Origin of the sequence: Duganella sp. CT11-25 (genome assembly GCF_047302815.1) — a bacterium.
Lineage (GTDB): Bacteria > Pseudomonadota > Gammaproteobacteria > Burkholderiales > Burkholderiaceae_D > Rugamonas.
Genome location: NZ_JBKBFD010000001.1, coordinates 1,806,513 through 1,831,813, shown reverse-complemented (window position 1 = coordinate 1,831,813; position 25,301 = coordinate 1,806,513). Strand labels below are relative to the sequence as shown.

Genomic DNA, 25,301 nt, shown 5'->3' with positions numbered 1-25,301 from the left:
AAATTGCTTACACTTTGATAAACAACAGGAGAGCTGCATGAACGACAAATCGTTGCTGCGCCAGGATGCCAGGGTGATTTCCCTGGTCGGGCTGGCACACGGGACTTCCCATTTTTACCACGTGATCCTGGCGGCGCTGATACCGTGGCTGAAGCCGGAATTTCACCTGAGCTATTCGGAGCTGGGCTTGCTGATGACCGTGTTCTTCGTCGTCTCCGGCGTCGGCCAGGCGATGGCGGGCTTCGTGGTCGACCGGCTGGGCGCCCGCACCGTGCTGTTCAGCGGCATCGCGCTGCTGGGCGTGTCGGCGCTGCTGCTGTCGAGCGCGCACAGCTATCTGCAGCTGATGCTGGGCGCCTTCATCGCCGGCTGCGGCAACTGCGTGTTCCATCCGGCCGACTACACCTTGCTGAACCAGCGCGTCTCCAAGGCGCGGCTGGCGCACGGCTTCTCGGTGCACGGCATCAGCGGCAATATCGGCTGGGCGCTGTCGCCGCTGTTCCTGACCTTCGTGGCCGGCCGCACCGACTGGCGCACCGCGCTGCTGAGCGCCGCCTTGCTGCCGCTGGGCGTGCTGGCGCTGCTGGCCTGGAACCGCCACGCGCTGCGTCCCGAACCGGCGGCGCCGGTCGCGGGCGGCCGTCCCGGCGCCGCCGTCGAGGGCCAGTTCGCCTTCCTGCGCCTCAAGGTGGTGTGGATGTGCTTTGCCTTCTTCTTCATTTCCGCCGTGGCGCTGGCCGGCATCCAGACCTTTGCCTCGACCAGCCTGGTCACGCTGTACGGCATGTCGCTGGGCTGGGCCACCTTGGCCTACACCTGTTTCATGTTCTCGTCGGCGGTCGGCATGCTGTATGGCGGCTTCCTCGGCGCCGGCAGCCGCAACCACGACCGCATCATCATGATCGCCTTCGGCACGGCGGCGCTGCTGGCGCTGGTGCTGGCCGCCGCCGTGGTGCCGGCCTGGATGGCGATCGTGCTGATGGGGTTGATCGGCCTGGTGACCGGCATTTCCGGCCCGTCGCGCGATCTGATGATACGCGGCGCGGCGCCGGCCAACGCCACCGGCCGCGTGTTCGGCGTGGTGTATTCGGGCCTGGACAGCGGCCTGGCGGTGGGGCCGCTGATGTTCGGCGCGCTGATGGACGCCAACCACCCGGCCGGCGTGTTCATCGGCATCGGCATCTTCCAGGCGCTGGTGATCCTGACCGCGATCGGCGTCGGCAGCAATACCCGCGTGACCGCGGCACCCAAAACCGCATAGAATAAAAGCCATCTTAACAACTATGCATGGGATCACGATGAGCTTTGCTACCACCGATTTATGCGACGACCACGCCAACCTGCTGGACGACGGCCGGCTGGCCGTGCTGCCGCCGGTTTTCCGCCAGTACGGCCTGCGGGTGCAGTTTTCCGGCCGCGTGACCACGCTCAAGGTGCATGAAGACAATGCGCTGGTGCGCAGCGTGCTGGAAACGCCGGGCGACGGCAACGTGCTGGTGGTCGACGGCGGCGGCAGCCTGCGCCGGGCGCTGGTCGGCGGCCAACTGGGCCTGCTGGCGCAGGACAATGGTTGGGCCGGCATCATCGTCGACGGCTGCATCCGCGACACCGAGGAGATCAACGCCTGCGACATCGGCGTGCGCGCGCTGGCCACCCATCCGCAAAAGAGCAGCAAGAAGGGCGCGGGCGAGCGCAACCTGCGGGTGCATATCGCCGGTGTGCCGGTCAATCCGGGCGACTGGATCTACGCCGACGCCGACGGCATCCTGGTGGCGCAGCAAAAACTCGTCTGACGGTTTTTTTCATCTGGCGGGAGGTGCGTTTCACATCGCGGAAAATCATGCGGCGGCGCCGCATGATTTTATTTCGAGGATAGAAATTTCGTTTTGTATCATGAAAAATTAAACTCAACTAATTGATTTATATGGTGTTTAATTTTGTCATCTGTCTTATATAAGAGTATTGGTGCGTAGCGCAATCAGGTCTACTATTTGTCTAACGGATTTCGTTTTTCAAAGGAGAAGACCATGGCAACGCGTGAACAGCAAATCGCAGCTTTGCAAAAAGACTGGGACACCAATCCACGTTGGAAGGGCGTCACCCGCAGCTACACCGCCGAGGACGTGGTACGCCTGCGCGGCTCCCTGCAGATCGAGCACACCCTGGCCAAACGCGGCGCGGAAAAGCTGTGGGACCTGGTCAACAACGAGCCGTTCGTCAACGCGCTGGGCGCGCTGACCGGCAACCAGGCCATGCAGCAGGTCAAGGCCGGCCTGAAAGCGATCTACCTGTCCGGCTGGCAAGTCGCCGGCGACGCCAACCTGGCGGGCGAAATGTACCCCGACCAATCGCTGTACCCGGCCAATTCGGTGCCGATGGTCGTCAAGCGCATCAACAACACCTTCCAGCGCGCCGACCAGATCCAATGGTCGGAAGGCAAGGACGAGATCGACTTCTTCGCGCCCATCGTGGCCGACGCGGAAGCCGGTTTCGGCGGCGTGCTGAACGCCTACGAACTGATGAAGTCCATGATCGACGCCGGCGCCGCCGGCGTGCACTTCGAGGACCAGCTGGCCTCGGTCAAGAAATGCGGCCACATGGGCGGCAAGGTGCTGGTGCCGTCGCGCGAAGCGGTGGAAAAGCTGACCGCGGCCCGCCTGGCGGCCGACGTCATGGGCACCTCGACGCTGGTGATCGCCCGTACCGACGCCGAAGCGGCCGACCTGCTGACCTCGGACGTGGACGAGAACGACCGCCCGTTCTGCACCGGCGAGCGCACCGTCGAAGGCTTCTACAAAGTCAAACCCGGCATCGAGCAGGCGATCTCGCGCGCGCTGGCCTACGCGCCATACGCCGACCTGGTCTGGTGCGAAACCGGCAAGCCCGACCTGGCCTTCGCCAAGCAGTTCGCCGACGCCGTGCACGCCCAGTTCCCGGGCAAGATGCTGGCCTATAACTGCTCGCCTTCGTTCAACTGGAAAAAAAACCTGGACGACGCCACCATCGCCAAGTTCCAGAAAGAGCTGGGCGCCATGGGCTACAAATTCCAGTTCATCACGCTGGCCGGCTTCCATGCGCTGAACTACGGCATGTTCAACCTGGCCCATGGCTATGCGCGCCGCCAGATGTCGGCCTTTGTGGAGTTGCAGGAAGCGGAATTCGCGGCGGCGGAAAAAGGCTTCACCGCGGTCAAGCACCAGCGCGAAGTCGGCACCGGCTACTTCGATGCCGTGACCCAGTGCATCCAGAACGGCCAGTCGTCGACCACCGCGCTGCACGGCTCGACCGAGGACGAGCAATTCTTCGACCGGAAAGTCGCTTGATGTACAGGACGAAGCAATACGGAGTGAGGAGACGGTAAGGGGAGGGACATCCCCACCAATACCGAGAAGCCGCAGCGACACAATCGCTGCGGCTTTGCCGTTTTACGCTACGGCTTTTGCTGGTGCTGCTGCAGGTGGCGGCGCAGGCGGGCCTGGAATTCATCGACATCGTCGACCGTGGTGAGGTCGTCGTCGACTTCAATCATGTGCGTGCTGTGGCCGGGCGCGAACGACACGTTGGCCTCCACGTCGCCCTTGGTTTCGGACAGCGAGTGCCCCTGGACGGCGCCCAGCACATTGCCGTTCGCGTCCGTCACGATGGTCATTTTCATGACATACCTCCGCCTTGCAGGTTGTGGAAGCAGCCGCCGACGCCCTGGTTGTGGATGGCGACGAAGTACGTGGCGTTGCCATTGTTGTCCTTGCGCTTGCGCTGTTGGTCGGCCAGGTGCACCGCGCCCTGGTTGGGGGTCTTCACGTCCGCCGAAGCGAATTGGGTGCCGTGATCGGCACCGTAGGTGTAGCTCCAGAACGCCGTTTGTCCGGGCGCCAGGAAGGTCAGCGGCCCTACGTTATTGAAAGCCATAGTCTCCTCCATGAAATTACGCCGCGCGAGCGGATGCCAGTGCGGCAGTTCCATCGTAGTCGCCATAAATGAGCACGCTTTGATGCAAACGATGTGCGCGCTTTTTTGGCGGGCGGCGCTTTCTAGTGGATAATGCGGGATTAATATGCACCATCGCATCATCCCCTTTAGGAAATCCCAAGCTTATGTTTAGTTACCGCCACGCCTTTCACGCGGGTAATCACGCCGATGTGCTCAAGCACTTCATCACCATCCAGTTGCTGCAGTATCTGAACCAGAAAGACACTGCCTACAGCTACATCGACACCCACGCCGGCGCCGGCGTGTACGCGCTCGACAGCGCCTTCGCGTCCAAGAATGCGGAATACGACACCGGCATCGGCCCGCTGTGGGAGCGCACCGACCTGCCGCCGGCGATCAAGGAATACGTGGACCTGGTCAAGGGCTTGAACCCGAGCGGCAAGATGCGCTACTACCCGGGTTCGCCGTTCGTCGCCGACCTGGTGGCGCGCGAGCACGACCGCCTGCGCCTGTTCGAGATGCACCCGGCCGACGCCAAGATCCTGGCCGATAACTTCCGCAAGCTCGACGATCACGCCGCGCAGCAGGGCATCCGCCCGACCACCCGCGGCAAGCGCGTGCTGGTCACGCGCGGCGACGGTTTCCAGGCGCTGAAAGCGCTGCTGCCGCCGCCGTCGCGCCGCGCGCTGGTGCTGATCGATCCGCCGTACGAGGACAAGCAGGACTACAAAAAGGTCAAGGATACGCTGGCCGAGGCGCTGGTCCGCTTCCCGACCGGCACCTACGCGGTCTGGTATCCGCTGCTGGTGCGCATGGAGTCGCGCCAGTTCGCCGACAAGCTCAAGCAACTGCAATGCAGCGACTGGCTCAACGTGGTGCTGACCACCAACACGCCGATGCCGGACGGTTTCGGCCTGCACAGCAGCGGCATGTTCATCCTGAATCCGCCGTACACGCTGGAGCCGATGCTGAAGGAAGTGATGCCGTGGCTGGTCAAGGCGCTGGGCAAGGATTCCGGCGCCCGTTTCGTGCTCGAGAGCGGCAAGCCGACGGCTACGCGCAACAGTGCGGCGCGCCGTCCGGTTACACGCTAGAAAAATATTGTCAGGACTGCATAGAAAGGTATAGTCTGGTGGATAGCAGGGGGCCGCAAGAGACGGCCGCCTGCGGCAGGGTCGATTGCAGATTGGGAGCTACGCATGATGATAGCCTCGTCACCGGCGCCATCCAAACTTGCTGATAACTTCTTTTTGGCGCGCCAGCCCATCCTCAACCGGGGGCAACGGCTGGTAGCCTACGAATTGCTGTTCCGCGACGCCGGCGCGCACAACGCCGCCAGCGTCACCGATGACGCCGAGGCCACGGCCACCGTCATCGCCCACGCATCCGAGCTGGGCATGGCCCAGGTGGTCGGCGACCAGATGGCCTTCGTCAACGTCGACGCCATCGGCCTGATGAGCGATTTCATCCGTTTCCTCCCGCACGACAAAGTCATCCTCGAAATCCTGGAAACCGTCAAAGCCACGCCGGAAGTGCTGGACCGGGTGCGCGAGCTCAAGCAGGCGGGCTTCCGCTTCGCGCTGGACGACGTGATCGGCCAGTCCGACGACGTGCAGAAATTCCAGCCGCTGTGCGACGTCATCAAGGTCGACATCAAGGACATGCAGCCGGGCACCTTGCCGGCGCTGGCGCGGGTGCTGAAGAATCCCAGGCAAAAGCTGCTGGCGGAGAAGGTCGAGACCATCGAGGAATTCCAGCAATGCATGGAGCTGGGCTTTGAATATTTCCAGGGCTATTATTTCGCGCGGCCGGTGGTCCTGAGCGGCAAGAAAATCTCGCCGTCGCAGATGAGCGTGCTGCATCTGCTGGACCTGCTCAACAGCGAGGCCAGCAACCAGGAAATCGAACGCAGCGTCAAGCACGACGCGCTGATCACGCTGAACCTGCTGCGGCTGGTCAACACGCCGGCGGTCGGCGCGCGCTACCGCATCAACTCGGTCGGCCACGCGCTGATGGTGCTGGGGCGGCGCCAGCTCAGGCGCTGGCTGCAGATCCTGCTGTACGTAAAGAACGGCGGCACGCAGGAATTCACCTCGCCGCTGCTGCAGCTGGCCACCACGCGCGGCAAGACCATGGAGCTGATGGTCGAGCACCTGCGGCCGGGGCAGCGCGTCAGCGCCGACATCGGCTTCACGGTGGGCGTGATGTCGCTGATGGACACGCTATTCTCGATCCACATGCGCGACGTGCTGGAAAGCGTCAACGTGCTGGACGAAGTGCGCGCCGCGCTGCTGCACCGCGGCGGCGACTACGGCAGCATGCTCAGCCTGATCGAACACCTCGAACAAGGCCGCGACGGCCGCACGCTGGCGCAGATACTGCACCAGCTGGCGCTCAAGCCGGCCGAGCTCTACGCCATCCAGCTGACCGCCATCGAGTGGGTCACCGAATACACGCGCGGCATCTAAGGCTGGCCCAGCAGCAGGAAGACCGTGGGCTTTTTGTGGAAGTCGGGTGGGCTGGCTTTCTTCCATTGCGCGGCCGTCATCGTGCGGATGGTTTCCGATGGCAGGCTGAGGTCGGTCGCTACGCAGACCAGCGTGCCCGCCGCGCAGGACGCCAGCAGCGCTTCCAGCATGGCGGCGTTGCGGTAGGGCGTTTCGATGAATAGCTGCGTCTGCTTTTCCTTGCGCGAGCGCTGTTCCAGTTCCTTGATGCGCGTGGCGCGCTGCGCGGCGTCGGTCGGCAGGTAGCCGTTGAAGGCGAAGCTTTGGCCGTTGAGGCCGCTCGCCATGACCGCCAGCAGCAGCGACGACGGCCCGACCAGCGGCCGCACCGGGATGTTGTGCTGGTGCGCCAGCCGCACCAGGTCGGCGCCGGGGTCGGCGACCGCCGGCACGCCGGCTTCCGATACCAGGCCGCCGTCCTGGCCCGCCAGCAGCGGCGCCAGCAGGCCGGCCAGCGCGCCGGCCGGGGTGTTCACGTTCAGTTCGGCGATCTTGATCTCTTGCAGCGGCTTGGCCAGCGGATGCGCGGCGTTGACCAGTTTCAGGAAGGCGCGCGCGGTCTTGGCGTTTTCCGCGACAAAGTAGTCCAGCTGCGCGGTGATGCGCTGGACCTGCTCGGGCAGTACGTTGGCGAGCGCTTCGGTCTCGCCCAGGGTGTTCGGTATTAAGAAGAGGGTGCCGGGCATAAAAATCTTTAGATATTGAAAAAGGAAACGCCTATCTTGCGCAGCATGCCTGTCAGTGCGATCAAAGGCAAGCCGGTGAGGGCGGTCGGGTCGCTGCTGTCGATGCGCTCCAGGATGGCGATGCCGAGCGCTTCGTTCTTGGCGCTGCCGGCGCAGTCGTAGGGTTGCTCGATGCGCAGGTAGGCGTCCAGCTCGGCGTCCGGCAAGTCGCGGAAGGTCACGATGGTCTGGATATCCTCGACTTGCGCCTGGCCCGTGCGGCCGTCATGTACGCACAGCGCGGTATGGAAGATCACTTCGCGGCCGCGCATCTTTTGCAGCTGGGCCAGCGCGTTGGCGTGGTTGCCGGGCTTGCCGATCTGTTCATCGTCCAGCGTGGCGACCTGGTCGGAGCCGATGATGATGCGGCCGGGCATCTTGGCGGCCACGGCGGCGGCTTTTTCACGCGCCAGGCGCAGCGCGGTGGCGCTGGGCGTCTCGCCCGGCCGCGGTGTTTCGTCGATGTCCGGCAGCGCGACCTCGAACGGCAGTTGCAGTCGTGATAATAGTTCCTTGCGATAGGCCGAGCTGGAGGCGAGTACGAGTAAACTTGATGTCATGAGGGGAATGTTATATGCTCTGTCGCCGGTAAGGTCAGCGGCAAAAAGAACGAAAAAATCGCTAAGGCTTTGACTTGGTGTCGAAAACCCTGTTATTATCGCAGGTTTTCCGGGGAATTTTCTGTAATGAATGCTATTGTGATCGACGCCTTTGATTTTTGTCGGAGCAACGGCAGCAGAGAAGGCGTGACGCCTGTTGCCGAAATGACCCGTTTGACCAAGGATTGCGCCGATACATCCGGCACGATCACCTGGAAGGTAGTAGGAGGCGCCAGCAAGATGGGCTTCCCGCAGATGACGCTGTCGGTTGCCGGCACCGTGCAACTGGTCTGCCAGCGCTGCCTGACGCCTTACGCTCACGAGATCGACGCTTCCACGCTGTTGATGCTCGGCAAAGATGATGAGCAGGCGGATGAAATTGAAGAAATGATCGACGACGAGACGATCGATGTGATCGTCGGCAGCCGCAGCATGGATGTGATGGACCTGGTGGAAGACGAAGCGTTGCTGGCCTTGCCGCATACGCCGAAACACGATGTCTGCCCCGACTCGGCCCTGCTGGACAAGGCGAAAAGCCAGAAACTGTCGCCGTTCGACGCCCTCAAGGGCCTCAAATCCGAATAAGTAGTGTTGTAAAGAACGTGTCAAACGCGTGTAGTAAATCGAGTATGGCAAGTCAGCAGTGAAATGTAGTAAATCTCAGTTTAACTATGCCGGTTAAGTTTTGCCGGCAGGATACTCGATTCGCATGTATTTGCTGGTCGAATGTGTTAAAATTTTAGAACTTATGTATTAGGAGTCATTAACATGGCAGTTCAACAGAACAAGAAATCCCCATCGAAGCGCGGTATGCACCGTTCGCACGATTTCCTGGTAGCTCCACAGCTGGGTATCGAGCCAACCACCGGTGAAACCCACCTGCGTCACCACATCAGCCCTAACGGCTTCTACCGTGGTCGTAAAGTCCTGAAAACCAAAAACGACGAGTAATCGACGTTTTTGCTGGACCCGGAAATAGGCGGTGCTACGTGTATAACTCGCGAAGCATCGCTTTTTCTTTTTTCATCGGCTGCAATCCTCTTTTGCACACCGTCATTTTGAAACGCGTCGACCTGGAAACTGTGGGTCCGCAGCTTGCCGCAGCTTGCCCCGGAAGGGCTGGAGCGTGGTACTGAATCAAAACAAATGACAATCAAAATTTCTATCGACTGCATGGGCGGAGATCACGGCCCCTCGGTCACCATCCCCGCAGCTATTTCCTTCGTCAAACGCGAACCAGAGGCTGAACTGATACTGGTCGGTTTGGAAGACGTTATCCGCGCCGAATTGAAGAAGCACCACGCCGAGGCGCATCCGCGCCTGAGCGTGGTGCACGCCTCCGAACAAGTCACCATGGACGATCCGCTCGAGGTGGCCCTGCGCCGCAAGAAGGATTCGTCGATGCGCGTCGCCATCGAGCAGGTCAAGGACGGCAAGGCGCAAGCCTCGGTCTCGGCCGGCAATACCGGCGCGCTGATGGCCGTCGCCCGCTACGTGCTGAAGACCATGACCGGCGTCGACCGCCCGGCCATCTGCAGCATCATGCCGAACCAAAAAGGCGGCCCGACCTATATGTTGGACCTGGGCGCCAACGTCGATTGCGAACCGCATCACCTGCACCAGTTCGCCATCATGGGCTCGGTGCTGGTGTCGGCGATGGAAAACATCGAGCGTCCGACCCTGGGCCTGCTGAACGTCGGCACCGAGGACATCAAGGGCAACGACGTCGTCAAGGCCACCAGCAAGCTGCTGCAGGCCGACCACGAGCGCGGCGCGCTGAACTTCTACGGCAACGTCGAGGGCAACGATATCTTCAAGGGCACCACCGACATCGTGGTGTGCGACGGCTTCGTCGGCAACGTCACGCTGAAGGCGGTGGAGGGCGTCGCGCGCTTCTTCGCCGACACCGTCAAGACCGAATTCACCCGCAACCCGCTGACCATGCTGAGCGCATTGATCGGCCGCGGCGCCTTGAAATCGATCAAAAACCGCCTGTCGCCGTCGCGTTATAACGGTGCCAGCCTGCTGGGCCTGCGCGGCCTGGTGTTCAAGAGCCACGGCGGCGCGGACGCATATTCCTTTGAGTGGGCGATCAAGCGGGCGTATGATGCTGCAAAAAATGATGTGTTGCCGCATATCTCGACGTTGATCGCCGAGCTGATGCCGCGTAACGCTGAAACCCCCGAAGTACCAAGCTCAACTATTTAGTGGACGGTAGAACGGCATGACTTTGTACAGCAAAATTATCGGCACCGGCAGCTACCTGCCGCAAAAACGGGTGACCAACCAGGAACTGGCTGATCAACTCGCCGCCAAGGGCATCGAGACATCGGACGAATGGATCGTCAGCCGCAGCGGTATTGCGGCGCGCCACTTTGCCGCGCCCGATCAAAACTCGTCGGACCTGGCCGTGAACGCGTCGAGGCAGGCGCTGGAAATGGCCGGCCTGCAGCCCAACGATATCGACCTGATCATCGTTGCCAGCTCGACCCCCGACTTCTTCGGCAGCTTCCCCAGCACCGCCTGCGTGGTCCAGCAAAAGCTGGGCATCACCAACAACGGCGCCGCCGTCGACGTGCAGGCCGTGTGCAGCGGCTTCGTCTACGCGCTGTCCACCGCCGACGCCTTCATCCGCGCCGGCGTGCACAAGAACGTGCTGGTGATCGGCGCCGAAGTGTTCTCCCGCATCCTCGACTTCAACGACCGCACCACCTGCGTGCTGTTCGGCGACGGCGCCGGCGCCGTGGTGCTGAGCGCGTCGGAAGAGCCGGGCATCCTGGCGACCGCGCTGCACGCGGACGGCCGCCACTCCAACATCCTTTGCATGCCGAATTCCTTCGGCGGCGCGATCGCCGGCGAGGCCTACCTGTATATGGACGGCCCGGCGGTGTTCAAGCTGGCCGTGTCGGTGCTGGAAAAGGTCGCGCACGAGGCGCTGGAAAAAGCCGACATGGCGCAAAACCAGATCGACTGGCTGATCCCGCACCAGGCCAACCTGCGCATCATGAGCAGCACCGCCAAGAAGCTGGGCCTGCCGCTGGAGAAGATGGTGGTCACCGTCGACCAGCACGGCAACACCTCGGCCGCGTCGATCCCGCTGGCGCTGGACGTCGCCGTGCGCGACGGCCGTATCAAGCAAGGCCAGCACATCATGATGGAAGGTGTGGGCGGCGGCTTCACTTGGGGCGCGGTGCTGGCGCGTTTTTAACTGATTTAGAATTAGAGTTCTAACGGGCTCGGCGGTAGTAATGCTGTCACGATGGCATGCTAGCGTTGCTCCCGAGTTTGACCGAACAATAACCAGATGGATCAAGCATGACTAAATTTGCATTTGTATTCCCAGGCCAGGGCTCGCAAGCGATCGCGATGATGGACGGCTTCGCCGGCAATCCGGTGGTGGCGCAAACCATCGCCGAAGCATCGGACGCGCTGCAGTTCGACCTGGGCAAGCTGATCGCCGAAGGTCCGAAGGAAGAGCTGGACCTGACCACCAACACCCAGCCGGTGATGCTGACCGCCGCCGTGGCCGTCTACCGCGCATGGATCGCCGCCGGCGGTCCGCTGCCGTCGGTGGTTGCCGGCCACAGCCTGGGCGAATACTCGGCGCTGGTCGCCGCCGGCGTGATTTCCTTCAAGGACGCCGTGCCGCTGGTGCGCTTCCGCGCGCAAGCGATGCAGGAAGCCGTGCCGGTCGGGCAGGGCACCATGGCCGTCGTGCTGGGCCTGTCGGATGACGATGTGCGCGCCGCCTGCGCCGAAGCGATCGCCGCCGATCCTGCGCTGACGGTGGAAGCGGTCAACTTCAACGCGCCTGCGCAGGTCGTGATCGCCGGCCACACCGCCGCCGTCGAGCGCGCCTGCGAAATCGCCAAGGGCAAGGGCGCCAAGCGCGCCATGAAGCTGCCGGTGTCGGCGCCGTTCCACTCGTCGCTGCTGAAGCCGGCTTCGGACCGCCTGCGCGACTACATGGCCGGCCTGGCTTTCTCGGCGCCGCAAATCGCACTGATCAATAACGTTGACGTCGCCGTGCTCAGCGATCCGGCCAGCATCAAGGATGCGCTGGTGCGCCAGGCCGCCGCGCCGGTGCGCTGGGTCGAGACCATGCAAAAGGTCGCCGCCGAAGGCATCACCCAGGTGGTCGAGTGCGGCCCGGGCAAGGTGCTGATGGGCCTGGCCAAGCGCATCGACGCCAGCCTGGTGGGCGACGCGATCACCGACCAAGCCTCGCTGGAGCGCGTATTGAGCCTGCTCAAATAAGCAACCGCGACTTCAGGCACACTCCCTTATTACCGTAGAAGGACTTACATGAATTTAGCAAATCAAGTCGCCCTGGTCACGGGCGCATCGCGCGGCATCGGCAAGGCCATCGCGCAAGAGCTGGCCCGCCAGGGCGCGCGCGTGATCGGCACCGCCACCACCGACGCCGGCGCGGAAGCGATCTCGGCCTATCTGGCGGAGATCGGCGCCGAGGCGGGCAAGGGCATGGTCCTGAACGTGACCGACGCCGAGCGCTGCGCCGCCGTCATCGACGAGATCACCAAGACCTTCGGCGCCGTCGGCATCCTGGTCAACAACGCCGGCATCACGCAGGACCAGCTGGCCATGCGCATGAAGGACGAAGAGTGGGACAACGTCATCGCCACCAACCTGTCGTCGGTCGGCCGCCTGTCGCGCGCCGTCCTGCGCGGCATGATGAAAGCGAAGACTGGGCGTATTATTAACATCACTTCGGTGGTGGCGTCCTCCGGCAATCCGGGCCAGATGAACTACGCCGCCGCCAAGGCCGGCGTGGAAGGCATGGGCCGCGCGCTGGCGCGCGAGATCGGCAGCCGCAACATCACCGTCAACAGCGTGGCGCCGGGCTTTATCGACACCGACATGACCAAGGCGCTGGGCGAAGAGCAGCACGCCGCCTTGCTGACCCAGATTCCGCTGGCGCGCCTGGGCAAGCCCGAGGACATCGCCGCGGCGGTGGCCTTCCTGGCGTCGCCGCAAGCCGCTTATATCACTGGCACGACGCTGCACGTGAATGGCGGCATGTACATGAATTGACCGGTTCCGGCGGTAATATAATGCCGGTTCAAGTCTTTTAGCAGTGATTTCGGAATATTTAGCAGCAGACACCGAAATTAGTTTTTCAGTGCGCAAACCTGATAAAATGCGCGCTTTCCGTAACAAACAAAATGGAGCCATAACATGTCGGATATCGAACAACGCGTTAAGAAAATCGTCGCTGAGCAACTGGGCGTCGCAGAAGCAGACATCAAGATCGAATCCTCGTTCGTCGACGACCTCGGCGCAGACTCCCTGGACACCGTTGAACTGGTGATGGCCCTGGAAGACGAATTCGAAATGGAAATCCCTGACGAACAAGCAGAAAAGATCACGACCGTGCAGCAAGCGATTGATTACGCTACTGCCCACGTCAAGGCCTAATTCTGCCCGATCGACTTTAGGAGAATCGCTTGAGAGGTTCTAAAAACCGTCGTGTTGTCATTACCGGCCTGGGCGCCGTGACCCCGATCGGCAATAACATTGCCGACACCTGGGCTGCGGCGACCGAGGGCAAATCCGGTATTGCCACCATCACCAAGTTTGACGCACAAGCTTTCAGTACCCGTTTTGCCGGCGAAGTCAAAGGCTTCAATATCGAGGACTATATCTCGGCCAAGGAAGCCCGCCACATGGATACCTTTATCCATTACGGCATGGCTGCCGGCATCCAGGCTGTGCAAGACTCCGGCGTGGTCGTCACCGAAGAGAATGCCGACCGCATCGGCGTCATCATCGGTTCCGGTATCGGCGGACTGCCGATGATCGAAGAACAGAAGGAAGACTACGACAAGCGCGGTCCGCGCCGTATCTCGCCGTTCTTCGTGCCTGCCTCGATCATCAACATGATCTCGGGCAACCTGTCGATCAAGTACGGCATGCGTGGTCCTAACCTGTCGATCGTGACGGCTTGCACCACCGGCCTGCACTGCATCGGCGCCGCCGCGCGCATGATCGAGTACGGCGATGCCGACGTCATGATTGCGGGCGGTGCGGAATCGACCGTGTCGCCGCTGGGCCTGGGCGGTTTCGCCTCGGCCAAGGCGCTGTCGGCACGCAACGACGATCCGGCCACCGCTTCCCGTCCATGGGATGCGGACCGCGACGGCTTCGTGCTGGGCGAAGGCGCCGGCGTGATGGTGCTCGAAGAGTACGAACACGCCAAGGCGCGCGGCGCCAAGATCTACGCGGAACTGCACGGCTTCGGCATGAGCGCCGATGCGTATCACATGACCTCGCCTCTGGAAGACGGCAGCGGTGGCAGCAAGTCGGCGCAAGCCGCGTTGCGCGACGCCGGCGTCAACCCGGACCAGGTGCAGTACGTGAACGCGCACGGCACCTCGACGCCGCAGGGCGACGTCGCGGAAGTGCAGGGCATCAAGCGCACTTTCGGCGATCACGCCAAGAAGCTGGTGGTCAATTCGACCAAGTCGATGACCGGCCACCTGCTGGGCGGCGCCGGCGGCCTGGAAGCGGTGTTTACGGTGTTGGCGATCCACCATCAGGTGTCGCCTCCGACCATCAACATCTTCAACCAGGATCCTGCCTGCGACCTGGACTTCTGCGCCAATGTGGCCCGTCCGATGAAGATCGAGTATGCGTTGAAAAACTCGTTCGGCTTCGGCGGCACCAACGGCAGCCTGCTGTTCGGCAAGATCTGAGCTTGCTCAAATCGTCGTAAAAAGTTCTGCCTCCGGGTGGAACCAAATCCCGCTTCGCCTTGTCCAACCAAGGTGAGCGAGGATTCGGCGCCGGCATTCGCCGGCGCCAGAATTGCCCGGTCTGAGACCGGCGCTTCCACATGTATCCCCCAGTTTTTTAACGTGTTTGTGGTGCTGCTGTCATGTCGATTGCGGTGTCCGTCATCGTTCGCCCCTCGTCCGTTTTGCGCGTCGCGCATGCCGGCTTGTGTTGTTGCGTGATGGCGAGCGCAGCCGTGTGTCCGGGCGTCGCCGCGCCATGGTTGTGCGTGCTTGCGGGTGTGTTCGGCTGGCTGTTCGGCCGCCCTCCCGGTATCGCGCGCAGGCTTGATATATCCGGTGTCGGCCAAGTGCGGCTGACGGTATACCAACAGACGGGAGCGCCGTTGCGCCTGCTGGACGGCACGACCTTGTGGCCGGGTTTGCTGCTGTTGCGCCTGGGTGGCGCCGATGGCGGCGGACACGTGCTGGTGGTACTGCCGGACAGTGTCGCGCGGCCCGAACGGCGGGCGCTGGCATTGGCTTGCCGGGCCGCTGCTCAAATAAACATGCCGGCACTGTGAACTTCTTGCAGCGGGCTAACTCTATAGCATAAGGCTATAAGAATCGGCAACGCTGCAGGCCACCGAGGAATGCAGGAGTGACGACAGAACGTGAGTGTGACCAGATGCTGGTCGACCGGGTCCGTGCCGGCGATAAGCAGGCGTTTGATTTGCTGGTGGCGAAATACCAACGCCGCCTGATGCGCTTGCTGTCGCGTATTGTGCACGATCCGGCCGAGGCCGAGGATGTAGTACAGGAGACCTTTATCAAGGCGTACCGGGCGTTGCGGCATTTCCGCGGCGACTCGGCCTTCTACACCTGGCTGTACCGCATCGGCATCAATACCGCCAAGAATTTTCTGGCGACGCAAGGGCGGCGTACGCCCACGTCGACCGAGGCAGACGCCGAACAAGCCGAAGCATTTAACGATGGCGAGCATTTGCGCGACATCAATACGCCGGAATCCATGCTGGCTAGCAAGCAGATCGCCCAGACCGTCAACGCGGCGATGGATGCCTTGCCCGTGGATTTGCGCACCGCGATCGCCCTGCGGGAGATCGAGGGCCTGAGCTATGAGGAGATTTCCGACATCATGGCCTGCCCGATCGGTACGGTGCGCAGTCGTATCTTCCGCGCCCGCGAAGTCATCGCGGAGAAATTGAGGCCTTTGCTGGACATGCCGATTGACAAGCGCTGGTAACGCGGCAATGATGGCAATAGTTGTTGGCAATCGGCAATGAGCCTGGAGACGGCGCGCGGCGGATTTGTTTTGACATGGCGGGATACGCGATGGATACCCAGAAAAGACTGCACGAAAACATCTCGGCACTGGCGGATGGCGAGCTGCCGGACAGCGAGCGCGAGCTTGCCTTGGCCGCGCTCGGCACGGCCGACGGGCAGGCGGCCTGGCGCGCCTATCACCTGACCGGCGATGTCTTGCGCGCCGCGCCGGGTGGCGAACTCAGCGACGGCTTCGGCGCCGCGCTGGCGGCGCGCCTCGCGGCCGAACCGGCCCACGCGCCGGCGCCCGCCGACGGCGGTGGCGCCGCCATGCCGCGCCAGGACCAGGCCGAATCCCCGGCCGCCATAATCCTGCCTTAAGCGCATACTCTTATAATAACTTTGCTCATGCCGTCAGGCGGTTTTTCGCTTACCATGTGCTAGCCTCACATCGCGCAGTCTTGCGCCGATGGTGGGGGCGCTCGCATTCCGGAACTTTATAAAGATCGATACTTTCCATGAAAAATAATTTCGCTGCTGGTAGTAAAACTCTTTCCGCGCTGGTCCTCGGCGCAAGCGTATGGATGTCGCTCGGCATGGCGACCGCCACAGCCGCCGCGCCGGTCACCGGCGCCGTCATCGGCCTGCCCGATTTCGCCGATCTGGTCGACCGCGTCGGCCCGGCGGTGGTCAATATCCGCACCACCGAGCGCCTCAAGCAAAGCGGCCGTGGCGGCGCCGACGGCCTGCCGGGCGACGAGGAAATGCAGGAATTCCTGCGCCGCTTCTTTGGCGGCGCGATCCCGCAGCCGGGCAATCCCGGCGGCAAGGGCACGCCGCGCGGCCGCCGCCAGGCGCCGTCCGACGAGCCGGTGCAGCGCGGCGTCGGATCCGGCTTCATCCTGTCGGCCGACGGCTATGTGATGACCAATGCCCACGTGGTCGACGGCGCCGACGAAGTGTTCGTCACGCTGACCGACAAGCGCGAGTTCAAGGCCAAGGTGCTGGGCGCCGATGCGCGCACCGATGTGGCGGTGCTGAAGATCGAAGGCGCCCAGCTGCCGTTCCTGGTCATGGGCGATTCGGACAAGATCCGCGTCGGCGAATGGGTGATCGCGATCGGCTCGCCGTTCAACCTGGAGAACACGGTCACGGCCGGCATCATCTCGGCCAAGTCGCGCGACACCGGCGACTACCTGGCGCTGATCCAGAGCGATGTCGCGGTCAACCCGGGCAACTCGGGCGGTCCGCTGATCAATATGCGCGGCGAGGTGATCGGGATTAACTCGCAGATCGCCACGCTGTCCGGCGGCTACAACGGCATTTCGTTCGCGGTGCCGATCGACGAGGCGATCCGCGTGTCGGAACAGCTCAAGAAGAGCGGCAAGGTCACGCGCGGCCGCATCGGCGTGCAGATCGGCGAAGTCGGCAAGGAGGTTGCCGAGTCGCTGGGCCTGAAGAACGCGCAGGGCGCGGAAGTGTCGCTGGTGGAGCCGGGCGGTCCTGCCGACAAGGCCGGCATCAAGGCGGGCGACATCATCCTGAAGTTCAACGGCACGCCGGTGACCCGCTCGTCGGACCTGCCGCGCCTGGTGGGTGGCACCGCGCTGGGCAGCAAGGCGACCGTGACCGTGTGGCGCAAGGGCCAGCAGCTGGACCTGCCGGTGACCGTGGCCGAGCTGGAGGCGGACAAGACCGCCAAGGCGGGCAAGGGCAAGGGCGGCAAGGCTGAGCCAGAAGTGGCCAAGGCCAATGCGCTGGGCCTGAAGGTCAGCGACCTGACCGCCGAGCAGAAGAAGGAGCTGGGCGTCGATGGCGGCGTGGTGGTGGATTCGGCCGAGGGCGTGGCGGGCGGCGCGGGCCTGGAGGAGGGCGACGTGCTGCTGCAGCTGAATAACATCGAGATCAAGGACGCCAAGCAGTTCAACGCGGCGGTGGCCAGGCTCGATCCGAAGAAGCCGACGGCGATCCAGGTGCGGCGCGGCGACGTGTCGCAGTTCATCTCGCTGCGTCCGACGGCCAAGTAACGTCAACCCGTCGTCCTCGCGCACGCGGGGACGACGAGGTACGGGATCTCCGATGCACTTTACCCTCTACTCCCGCAGCTACTGCCACCTGTGCCAGGACATGCTGGACGCCCTGATGCGCCTGCAGACCCCGGACCAGCCCATCACGGTCGACGTCATCGACGTCGATGCCGACGAGGCCCTGGTCGCCCGCTTCGACGAGCTGGTCCCGGTGTTGTACGCCGACCTGTCCCGGCCTGAACTCTGCCATTACTTCCTGGACGAAGCCAGGGTGCTGGAATTGCTTAAAAAATAAGCATCAGCCCCGCAAGTTGCATTTCGCACTGCATAAGTCGGCCTTTCCCCTCTGAAATCCGGTAAAATGCGGGGGTAGAAAAGCATCAAGGCGCTCGCCAGGGCATTATCGCCCCGCTCGGAGCGCTTTTTTTGTATTGCGCCAAGGATTTGCCTCCGCGCGCGCCCTGTCGTATCAAACCCCGTTTTTGAATATTTGTTAATGAACAACATACGCAATTTCTCCATCATCGCCCACATCGACCACGGTAAATCGACCCTGGCCGACCGCATCATTCAACTGTGCGGCGGCCTGTCCGACCGCGAGATGGAGGCGCAAGTGCTCGATTCGATGGATCTGGAGCGCGAGCGCGGCATTACGATCAAGGCGCAAACCGCAGCCCTGCAATACAAGGCGCGCGACGGTATCGTCTACAACCTGAACCTGATCGACACCCCGGGCCACGTCGACTTCTCGTATGAAGTGTCGCGCTCGCTGTCGGCCTGCGAAGGCGCGCTGCTGGTGGTCGACGCCTCGCAAGGCGTGGAAGCCCAAACCGTGGCCAACTGCTACACCGCGCTCGACCTGGGCGTGGAAGTGGTGCCGGTGCTGAACAAGATCGACCTGCCGAACGCCGATCCGCCTAGCGCCATCGCCGAGATCGAAGACGTGATCGGCATCGAAGCCGGCGACGCCGTCCACTGCTCGGCCAAGACCGGCCTGGGCGTGGAAGACGTGCTGGAATCGATCATCGCCAAGGTGCCGCCGCCGAAGGGCGACCCGGACGCGCCGCTGCAGGCGCTGATCGTCGACTCCTGGTACGACGCCTACGTCGGCGTGGTGATGCTGGTGCGCGTGGTCAACGGCACGCTGAAGCCGAAGGACAAGATCAAACTGATGGCGACCGATTCGTTGCAGCTGGTGGAAGACGTCGGCATCTTCGCGCCGCGCTCGGTCTCGCTGCCGCAGCTGTCGGCCGGCCAGGTGGGCTTCATCATCGCCGGCATCAAGGAACTGAAGGCCGCCAAGGTGGGCGATACCGTCACCCTGGCGACGCGCCCGGCGCCGGCGCCGCTGCCGGGCTTCAAGGAAGTCCAGCCGCAGGTGTTCGCCGGCCTGTTCCCGGTCGAGGCCAACCAGTACGACGCGCTGCGCGACTCGCTGGAAAAGCTGAAGTTGAACGACGCCGCGTTGATGTACGAGCCGGAAGTATCGCAGGCGCTGGGCTTCGGCTTCCGCTGCGGCTTCCTCGGCCTGCTGCACATGGAAATCGTCCAGGAACGCCTGGAGCGCGAGTTCGACATGGACCTGATCACCACTGCGCCGACCGTGGTGTACGAGGTGGTGATGCGCGACAACAGCATCATCAAGGTCGACAATCCGTCGAAGATGCCGGAGCCGACCAAGATCAACGAGATCCGCGAGCCCATCGTCACGGTCAACCTGTACATGCCGCAAGAGTACGTCGGCTCGGTGATCACGCTGTGCATCGGCAAGCGCGGCGTGCAGATGGACATGGCCTACCACGGCCGCCAGGTCAAGCTGGTCTATGAGATGCCGATGGGCGAGATCGTGCTGGACTTCTTCGACAAGCTGAAGTCGACCTCGCGCGGCTACGCCTCGATGGACTACGAGTTCAAGGAATACCGCGCCTCCGACGTGGTCAAGGTCGACATGCTGATCAACAGCGAGAAGGTCGATGCGCTGGCCATCATCGTGCACCGTTCCAACTCCGCCTATCGCGGCCGCCAGGTGGCCGCCAAGATGCGCGAACTGATTCCGCGCCAGATGTTCGACGTCGCGATCCAGGCCGCCATCGGCGTCAACGTGATCTCGCGCGAGAACGTCAAGGCGCTGCGCAAGAACGTGCTGGCCAAGTGCTACGGCGGCGACATCAGCCGTAAGAAGAAGCTGTTGGAGAAGCAAAAAGCAGGTAAAAAACGCATGAAGCAAGTGGGCTCGGTAGAGATTCCACAAGAAGCGTTCCTGGCAATCTTACAAGTGGACGACAAATGAACCTGCAAGTGATCTTGGGAAATTTTGCATTAATCCTGTTCGTGCTGATGGTGATCACGGGCGTGATCTGGTTCCTGGACGTGTTTTACCTGGCCAAGCAGCGCCGCGCCGCGGCCGACCGCGCGCTGGCCGAGTTCGACGCCCGCAACGCCAAGCTGACCGCCGACGGCATCAAGGTCGACAGCAACATCAGCCGCGCCGCGATCGAGGCCGGCATCCTGCGCCAGCCGACCTGGATCGAGTACTCGGGCAGCTTCTTCCCGGTGATCGCGCTGGTGTTCTTCCTGCGTTCCTTCCTGTACGAGCCGTTCAAGATCCCCTCGTCGTCGATGGTGCCGACCCTGCTGGTGGGCGACCTGATCCTGGTGAACAAGTTCACCTACGGCATCCGCCTGCCGGTGATCAACCAGAAGATCATCCAGATCAACGACCCGCAGCGCGGCGACGTGATGGTGTTCAAATACCCGCTGGATATGAGCCAGGATTACATCAAGCGCGTCGTTGGCGTGCCGGGTGATAAAATCACGTATGAAAACAAGCGCTTAACGGTGAACGGCGTGGAAGTGAAGTACACTGCGCTGGACGATTACCTGGAAGAGGACCGCCTGGTCTACAACAAGCAGTTCGAGGAAAACCTGACCGGCGTCAGCCACCGCATCCTCAACAATGAGAAGGCGCCGCCGGTCAACCTGTCGGACGTGAAGCAATTCCCGCACAGCGAAGCGTGCACCTATCGTTATGAAGGCTTTACCTGCGTTGTTCCTGCGGGCAACTACTTCATGATGGGCGATAACCGCGACAACAGCGCGGACAGCCGTTACTGGGGCTTCGTGCCGGATAAGAATATTGTCGGAAAAGCATTTCTTGTATGGATGAATCTGGGTAACCTGCGTCGTATCGGCAGCATCCATTAAACACATCCACTCATCGCGTAGCGGCTCGAAAGGGACTAAGATGCAAGCAGGACTCAAACGGCAGCAGGGTATTTCCGTCGTCGGATTGATTTTTGTGCTGGCGGTGCTGGGCTTTATCGGCGTGCTGGGCTTGAAGATCGTACCGACCTATACCGAATACCGGGCGATCCAGAACGCCATCGTGACGGCCAAGGCGGCCGGCGGCTCCGTGGTCGAGATGCAAAAATCGTTCGACGCCAATGCCATCGCCGCCTACATCACGTCGATCAGCGGCCGCGACCTGATCATCGCCAAGGAAAACGGCGAGACGGAAATCAGCTTTGCCTACGAAAAGAAGATCCCGCTGGTCGGACCGGCCAGCCTGCTGCTTGAATATGAGGGTACCACCGCCAAGGATGGCGTCAAACCCGCGAAAACCGAATAAATAGAGAACCTTACAGACAATGAATCTTCAGTTATTGCAAACCCGTTTAGGCTATACGTTCCAGGATGCTGGCCTGTTGCAGCAAGCCTTGACGCACCGTAGCCATAGCAGTTTGCATAACGAACGTCTGGAGTTCCTCGGCGACTCCGTGCTCAACTGCGTGGTGGCGTCGATCCTGTACGAGCGCTATGTGGCGATCGACGAGGGCGACCTGTCGCGCCTGCGCGCCAACCTGGTCAAGCAGCAGTCGCTGTACGAAATCGCCCAGAAGCTGGAACTGTCGCAGTTCCTGCGGCTCGGGGAGGGGGAGTTGAAGTCGGGCGGTTTCCGCCGCCCTTCGATCCTGGCCGACACGCTTGAGGCGCTGTTAGGCGCCATTTTTTTGGATGGCGGCTTCAACCCCGCGCGCGACGCCATCCGCGCCTTCTACATCCCGATCCTGGACACGGTCGATCCGCAGACCCTGGGCAAGGATGCCAAGACGCTGCTGCAGGAATTCCTGCAAAGTAAGAAGATCTCGCTGCCGCTGTACAATGTGGTTGCCACCCACGGCGCCGCGCACAGCCAGGAATTCGAGATCGAATGCCTGGTGCCCAAGCTGGGCATCCAGGTCTACGGACGCGGCGGCAGCCGCCGCGCCGGCGAACAGGCCGCCGCCAAGCTGGCGTTGGAAGTGGCCGAGCAAGCGCTGCTGAAGTCGCCGCCTGCGGGCCGCAAGACCAAGCCGCGCGCCGCCCAGCTCAAGCTGGCCGGCATCGCCACCGTGCAGACGACCGAAGCCAAGGTGGCTGACGGCGAACCGTCGCCGCCGCCTGCCAAAGCAGCAAACAAGTAAAAGAGAACAGCATGACTACCGAAACGACCTCCGCCAACTACCGTTGTGGCTATATCGCCATTGTCGGCCGCCCGAACGTGGGCAAATCGACCCTGATGAATACCCTCATCGGCGCCAAGGTCAGCATCACCTCGCGCAAGGCGCAGACCACGCGCCACCGCATCACCGGCATCCAGACCTACGACGATGCGCAGCTCATCTACGTCGACACGCCGGGCTTCCAGACCCGCCACGCCAACGCGCTGAACAAGACGCTGAACAAGACCGTCACCAACACGCTGATCTCGTCGGACCTGATCCTGTTCGTCATCGAGGCGGGCACCTTCGGCCCGGCCGACCAGCAAGTGCTGGACCTGCTGCCGACCGAAGTGCCGGTGCTGCTGGTGATTAACAAGGCCGACCGCGTCAAGGACAAGGCCGTGCTGCTGCCGTTCGCGCAGCAGGTCGCGGCCAAGTTCAATTTCGCCGCCATCGTGCCGGTGTCGGCCAAGCTGCGTTTCCAGCTGGACGGCCTGGAAAAAGAGATCAAGAAATTCCTGCCGGAGAATGATCCGATGTTCGGTCCGGACGACATCACCGACCGCAGCGAGAAGTTCATGGCGTCGGAAATCGTGCGCGAAAAACTGTTCCGCTTTGTCGGCGACGAGCTGCCGTACACCAGCACCGTGCTGATCGAGAAGTTCGAGCAGGAAGGCGACCTGCGCCGCGTGTTCGCCGCCATCCTGGTCGAGCGCGACACGCACAAGTCCATGATCATCGGTAACAAGGGCGCGCGCCTGAAGGATGTCTCGACCCAGGCCCGGCTGGACATGGAGCGCCTGTTCGGCGGCCCGGTGTACCTGGAAATCTGGGTCAAGGTCAAATCCGGCTGGGCCGACAACGAAGCGGGTCTGCGCGCCTACGGTTACGAGTAAGCGGCAAGGACTCCACCACCAGCATGTCCACCACGCTCGCCGACGACACCATCACGGCACCGCCACCGGCGGCGCCCGAGGAGGCGAGCGTGCAGCCGGCCCCGGCCGCGGCGCCTACACCCGCACCAGCCCCCAAGCGTGCGCGCGCGCCGTCGCGCGAGCGCACCTTCGGCACCAAGGTCGCCGGCCAGCCGGCCTTCGTCCTGCACAGCTACCCGTACAAAGAAACCAGCCTGATCATCGACCTGTTCACGCGCGACTTCGGCCGCGTGGCCTTGATCGCCAAGGGCGCCAAGCGGCCGCACTCGCAGCTGCGCGGCGTGCTGCAAACCTTCCAGCCGCTGTCCTCCAGCTGGGTCGGCAAATCCGAACTGCGCACCCTGACCGACGCCGAATGGGTGGGCGGTATGCTGCCGCTGGAGAAAACCGCGCTGCTGTGCGGCTTCTACCTGAACGAACTGCTGGTCAAGCTGCTGGCGCGCGACGACGCCCACCCGGCGCTGTTCGACCACTACGTCGCCACGCTCAACCAGCTGGCGCACAACGAACCCGCGCCCATCGTCTTGAGAAAATTCGAACGAGCCCTACTTAAAGAGACGGGCGTCTCCGCCGACCTGACCCGCTGCACCGCCACGCGCGCGCCGGTGCAGGCCGACGTGGTCTACGTGGTCGACCCGGAACGCGGCCCGCGCCCCGAGCGCGCGTCCGACCCGTGGCCGCGCGTGGCCGGCAAGACCCTGCTCGACATGGAGCGCGAAGATTACCAGGACGCCGCGACGCAAGCGCAAAGCAAGCAGCTGATGCGCTTCCTGCTGGCGCACCACCTGGGCGGCGCGCCGTTGAACACGCGCCAGATACTGATCGACCTTAGCCAGCTTTAAATACAGTTATAACGAGATAAACCCATGAGCTTCCTGCAACCAAGCGGCACCATCATCGACCTCGGCGTCAACATCGACCACGTCGCCACCCTGCGCAACGCGCGCGGCACCCGCTACCCGGACCCGATCCGCGCCGCGCTGCTGGCCGAGCAGGCCGGCGCCGACTGCATCACGCTGCACCTGCGCGAAGACCGCCGCCACATCAAGGACGCCGACGTCGTCGCGCTGGCGCCGCAGCTGATCACCCGCATGAACCTGGAAGCGGCCGTGACGCAGGAGATGATCGACTTCGCCTGCAAGATCCGGCCGGCCGATGTTTGCCTGGTGCCGGAAAAGCGCACCGAAGTCACCACCGAGGGCGGCCTCGATGTGGCGGGCAACTTCAACGCCGTGCAGGCCGCCGTCAGGCAGCTGCAGGCAGAAGGCATCCGCGTCAGCCTGTTCATCGACGCCGATGAACGGCAGATGGACGCCACCGCCGAGATCGGCGCGCCGGTGATCGAGCTGCACACCGGCCGCTACGCCGACACCGAGGGCGCCGAGCAGGCCACCGAGCTGGAACGCATCCACCGTGGCGTGCTGTACGGGGTGGGCAAGGGCTTGAAGGTCAACGCCGGCCACGGCCTGCATTACACCAACGTCCAAGCCATCGCCGCCATCCCGGAAATCGCGGAACTGAACATCGGCCACGCCATCGTCGCGCACTCGGTGTTCGTCGGCTGGGAGAACGCCGTGCGCGAAATGAAGGCCATCATGGTCTCGACGCGGCTGGGGGCGCGCCGATGATCTACGGCATAGGCACCGATATCTGTAAAATTCCTCGTATCGAGGCAGCGCTGGCGCGCCATGGCGACCGCTTCGCCAGGAAGATATTGGGGCCGCAAGAGATGGAAAAGTATTTGGCGCGCAAAGCCAAGAATCCGGTGCGCGGCATCCGCTTCGTGGCGACGCGCTTCGCCGCCAAGGAAGCCTTCGCCAAGGCCATCGGCCTGGGCATCCGCATGCCGATGACCTGGCCGGCCGCGCAGATGCTGAATCATCCCAGCGGCAAGCCGATGATCGTCTGCAGCGGCGTGCTGAAGGAATTCATGGATAGGAATAAGCTGACGACGCAGGTGACGGTCAGCGACGAGGCGGAATACGCGGTCGCTTTCGTCATCGTCGAACAATCGAATTAAGAGATACATCGTCGTTCCCGCGAAAGCGGGAACCCGTGCTGGGCGTCATGTCACGCGTTCCA

The 25,301-nt window shown here is 62.7% G+C and carries 30 protein-coding genes; 26 read left to right on the top strand and 4 right to left on the bottom strand.

The genetic code is table 11. The features are described from left to right. Nucleotides 1–37 precede the first annotated feature (37 nt). The 3 genes from ACEN9F_RS07510 (at nt 38) to aceA (ending at nt 3,323) form a co-directional block, all read left to right on the top strand. Entirely contained in the window at nt 38–1,261 is a 1,224-nt protein-coding gene (locus ACEN9F_RS07510; RefSeq protein ID WP_413419375.1) for an MFS transporter, read from the top strand. 37 nt (nt 1,262–1,298) lie between these two features. Then, nucleotides 1,299–1,793, top strand: coding sequence for a ribonuclease E activity regulator RraA (rraA, locus tag ACEN9F_RS07505; RefSeq protein WP_413419374.1), 495 nt, complete (start codon nt 1,299–1,301; stop codon nt 1,791–1,793). Nucleotides 1,794–2,027: 234 nt separating this feature from the next. Continuing rightward, the gene (gene aceA / locus ACEN9F_RS07500; RefSeq protein ID WP_413419372.1) at nt 2,028–3,323 is read left to right on the top strand and encodes an isocitrate lyase; all 1,296 of its coding nucleotides are present in this window, start codon (nt 2,028–2,030) and stop codon (nt 3,321–3,323) included. A 107-nt stretch (nt 3,324–3,430) separates the two neighbouring features. On the opposite strand, the gene ACEN9F_RS07495 is transcribed toward aceA, so the two are convergent. After that, nucleotides 3,431–3,655, bottom strand: a complete 225-nt coding sequence (locus tag ACEN9F_RS07495) for a hypothetical protein (RefSeq protein WP_413419370.1) — start codon at nt 3,653–3,655, stop codon at nt 3,431–3,433. Then, on the bottom strand, nt 3,652–3,909 hold the full coding sequence (locus tag ACEN9F_RS07490; protein WP_135202499.1) for a hypothetical protein: 258 nt from the start codon (nt 3,907–3,909) through the stop codon (nt 3,652–3,654). Before ACEN9F_RS07490 ends, ACEN9F_RS07495 begins: the two co-directional genes overlap by 4 nt. 185 nt (nt 3,910–4,094) lie before the next feature. On the opposite strand from ACEN9F_RS07490, the gene ACEN9F_RS07485 reads away from it, so the two are divergent. Together ACEN9F_RS07485 and ACEN9F_RS07480 are read left to right on the top strand one after the other, a co-directional pair. Continuing rightward, nucleotides 4,095–5,024: a 23S rRNA (adenine(2030)-N(6))-methyltransferase RlmJ gene (locus tag ACEN9F_RS07485; RefSeq protein ID WP_413419368.1), complete on the top strand. Its 930-nt coding sequence runs from the start codon at nt 4,095–4,097 to the stop codon at nt 5,022–5,024. A gap of 105 nt (nt 5,025–5,129) precedes the next feature. Continuing rightward, complete coding sequence (locus tag ACEN9F_RS07480; RefSeq protein ID WP_413419366.1) at nt 5,130–6,398, top strand: EAL and HDOD domain-containing protein; 1,269 nt, start codon at nt 5,130–5,132, stop codon at nt 6,396–6,398. Here ACEN9F_RS07480 and ACEN9F_RS07475 read toward each other — a convergent pair. Together ACEN9F_RS07475 and ACEN9F_RS07470 are read right to left on the bottom strand one after the other, a co-directional pair. Continuing rightward, nucleotides 6,395–7,123 carry an SAM-dependent methyltransferase gene (locus ACEN9F_RS07475; protein WP_413419364.1) on the bottom strand — a complete coding sequence of 243 codons (729 nt, stop codon included), beginning with the start codon at nt 7,121–7,123 and terminating at the stop codon, nt 6,395–6,397. The genes ACEN9F_RS07480 and ACEN9F_RS07475 overlap by 4 nt on opposite strands. Nucleotides 7,124–7,131: 8 nt before the next feature. Next, a complete protein-coding gene (locus ACEN9F_RS07470; RefSeq protein ID WP_413419362.1) occupies nt 7,132–7,722 on the bottom strand; it encodes a Maf-like protein in 591 nt (196 codons plus the stop codon). 126 nt (nt 7,723–7,848) lie between these two features. Between ACEN9F_RS07470 and ACEN9F_RS07465 the strand changes: the two genes are divergently transcribed. The 21 genes from ACEN9F_RS07465 to acpS all read left to right on the top strand — a co-directional run bounded on the left by ACEN9F_RS07465 (nt 7,849) and on the right by acpS (nt 25,239). Continuing rightward, nucleotides 7,849–8,346 (top strand): YceD family protein, encoded by a 498-nt coding sequence (locus tag ACEN9F_RS07465; RefSeq protein WP_413419360.1) that lies wholly within the window; start codon nt 7,849–7,851, stop codon nt 8,344–8,346. Nucleotides 8,347–8,529: 183 nt separating this feature from the next. After that, nucleotides 8,530–8,712, top strand: coding sequence for a 50S ribosomal protein L32 (gene rpmF / locus ACEN9F_RS07460; protein WP_008449924.1), 183 nt, complete (start codon nt 8,530–8,532; stop codon nt 8,710–8,712). Nucleotides 8,713–8,907: 195 nt separating this feature from the next. Next, nucleotides 8,908–9,969 carry a phosphate acyltransferase PlsX gene (gene plsX / locus ACEN9F_RS07455; RefSeq protein ID WP_413419357.1) on the top strand — a complete coding sequence of 354 codons (1,062 nt, stop codon included), beginning with the start codon at nt 8,908–8,910 and terminating at the stop codon, nt 9,967–9,969. 16 nt (nt 9,970–9,985) lie between these two features. Continuing rightward, nucleotides 9,986–10,969, top strand: a complete 984-nt coding sequence (locus ACEN9F_RS07450; protein ID WP_413419355.1) for a beta-ketoacyl-ACP synthase III — start codon at nt 9,986–9,988, stop codon at nt 10,967–10,969. 107 nt (nt 10,970–11,076) lie between these two features. Beyond that, entirely contained in the window at nt 11,077–12,018 is a 942-nt protein-coding gene (fabD, locus tag ACEN9F_RS07445) for an ACP S-malonyltransferase (protein ID WP_413419353.1), read from the top strand. Nucleotides 12,019–12,066: 48 nt separating this feature from the next. Beyond that, complete coding sequence (gene fabG, locus ACEN9F_RS07440) at nt 12,067–12,813, top strand: 3-oxoacyl-ACP reductase FabG (RefSeq protein WP_413419351.1); 747 nt, start codon at nt 12,067–12,069, stop codon at nt 12,811–12,813. A gap of 144 nt (nt 12,814–12,957) precedes the next feature. After that, nucleotides 12,958–13,197 (top strand): acyl carrier protein, encoded by a 240-nt coding sequence (gene acpP / locus ACEN9F_RS07435; RefSeq protein WP_008449912.1) that lies wholly within the window; start codon nt 12,958–12,960, stop codon nt 13,195–13,197. Between the two features lie 29 nt (nt 13,198–13,226). Then, entirely contained in the window at nt 13,227–14,474 is a 1,248-nt protein-coding gene (gene fabF, locus ACEN9F_RS07430; protein ID WP_413419348.1) for a beta-ketoacyl-ACP synthase II, read from the top strand. A 182-nt stretch (nt 14,475–14,656) separates the two neighbouring features. Next, nucleotides 14,657–15,076: a hypothetical protein gene (locus ACEN9F_RS07425; RefSeq protein ID WP_413419346.1), complete on the top strand. Its 420-nt coding sequence runs from the start codon at nt 14,657–14,659 to the stop codon at nt 15,074–15,076. 77 nt (nt 15,077–15,153) lie between these two features. Beyond that, a complete protein-coding gene (rpoE, locus tag ACEN9F_RS07420) occupies nt 15,154–15,756 on the top strand; it encodes an RNA polymerase sigma factor RpoE (protein ID WP_413419344.1) in 603 nt (200 codons plus the stop codon). An 89-nt stretch (nt 15,757–15,845) separates the two neighbouring features. Further along, on the top strand, nt 15,846–16,157 hold the full coding sequence (locus tag ACEN9F_RS07415) for a sigma-E factor negative regulatory protein (RefSeq protein ID WP_413419342.1): 312 nt from the start codon (nt 15,846–15,848) through the stop codon (nt 16,155–16,157). Between the two features lie 137 nt (nt 16,158–16,294). Further along, on the top strand, nt 16,295–17,803 hold the full coding sequence (locus tag ACEN9F_RS07410) for a Do family serine endopeptidase (RefSeq protein ID WP_413419340.1): 1,509 nt from the start codon (nt 16,295–16,297) through the stop codon (nt 17,801–17,803). Between the two features lie 52 nt (nt 17,804–17,855). After that, on the top strand, nt 17,856–18,098 hold the full coding sequence (locus ACEN9F_RS07405; protein WP_413419338.1) for a glutaredoxin family protein: 243 nt from the start codon (nt 17,856–17,858) through the stop codon (nt 18,096–18,098). Between the two features lie 201 nt (nt 18,099–18,299). Next, nucleotides 18,300–20,093: a translation elongation factor 4 gene (gene lepA / locus ACEN9F_RS07400; RefSeq protein WP_413419336.1), complete on the top strand. Its 1,794-nt coding sequence runs from the start codon at nt 18,300–18,302 to the stop codon at nt 20,091–20,093. Beyond that, nucleotides 20,090–21,007, top strand: a complete 918-nt coding sequence (gene lepB, locus ACEN9F_RS07395; RefSeq protein WP_413419334.1) for a signal peptidase I — start codon at nt 20,090–20,092, stop codon at nt 21,005–21,007. Before lepA ends, lepB begins: the two co-directional genes overlap by 4 nt. Nucleotides 21,008–21,047: 40 nt before the next feature. Beyond that, complete coding sequence (locus tag ACEN9F_RS07390) at nt 21,048–21,431, top strand: DUF4845 domain-containing protein (RefSeq protein ID WP_413419332.1); 384 nt, start codon at nt 21,048–21,050, stop codon at nt 21,429–21,431. Between the two features lie 19 nt (nt 21,432–21,450). After that, complete coding sequence (gene rnc / locus ACEN9F_RS07385) at nt 21,451–22,266, top strand: ribonuclease III (protein WP_413419330.1); 816 nt, start codon at nt 21,451–21,453, stop codon at nt 22,264–22,266. 11 nt (nt 22,267–22,277) lie between these two features. After that, nucleotides 22,278–23,180, top strand: coding sequence for a GTPase Era (era, locus tag ACEN9F_RS07380; protein ID WP_413419328.1), 903 nt, complete (start codon nt 22,278–22,280; stop codon nt 23,178–23,180). Nucleotides 23,181–23,203: 23 nt separating this feature from the next. Further along, nucleotides 23,204–24,061 (top strand): DNA repair protein RecO, encoded by an 858-nt coding sequence (recO, locus tag ACEN9F_RS07375; protein WP_413419326.1) that lies wholly within the window; start codon nt 23,204–23,206, stop codon nt 24,059–24,061. 24 nt (nt 24,062–24,085) lie between these two features. Continuing rightward, on the top strand, nt 24,086–24,847 hold the full coding sequence (gene pdxJ / locus ACEN9F_RS07370; RefSeq protein ID WP_413419324.1) for a pyridoxine 5'-phosphate synthase: 762 nt from the start codon (nt 24,086–24,088) through the stop codon (nt 24,845–24,847). Further along, entirely contained in the window at nt 24,844–25,239 is a 396-nt protein-coding gene (acpS, locus tag ACEN9F_RS07365) for a holo-ACP synthase (protein ID WP_413419322.1), read from the top strand. Before pdxJ ends, acpS begins: the two co-directional genes overlap by 4 nt. Nucleotides 25,240–25,301 lie beyond the last annotated feature (62 nt).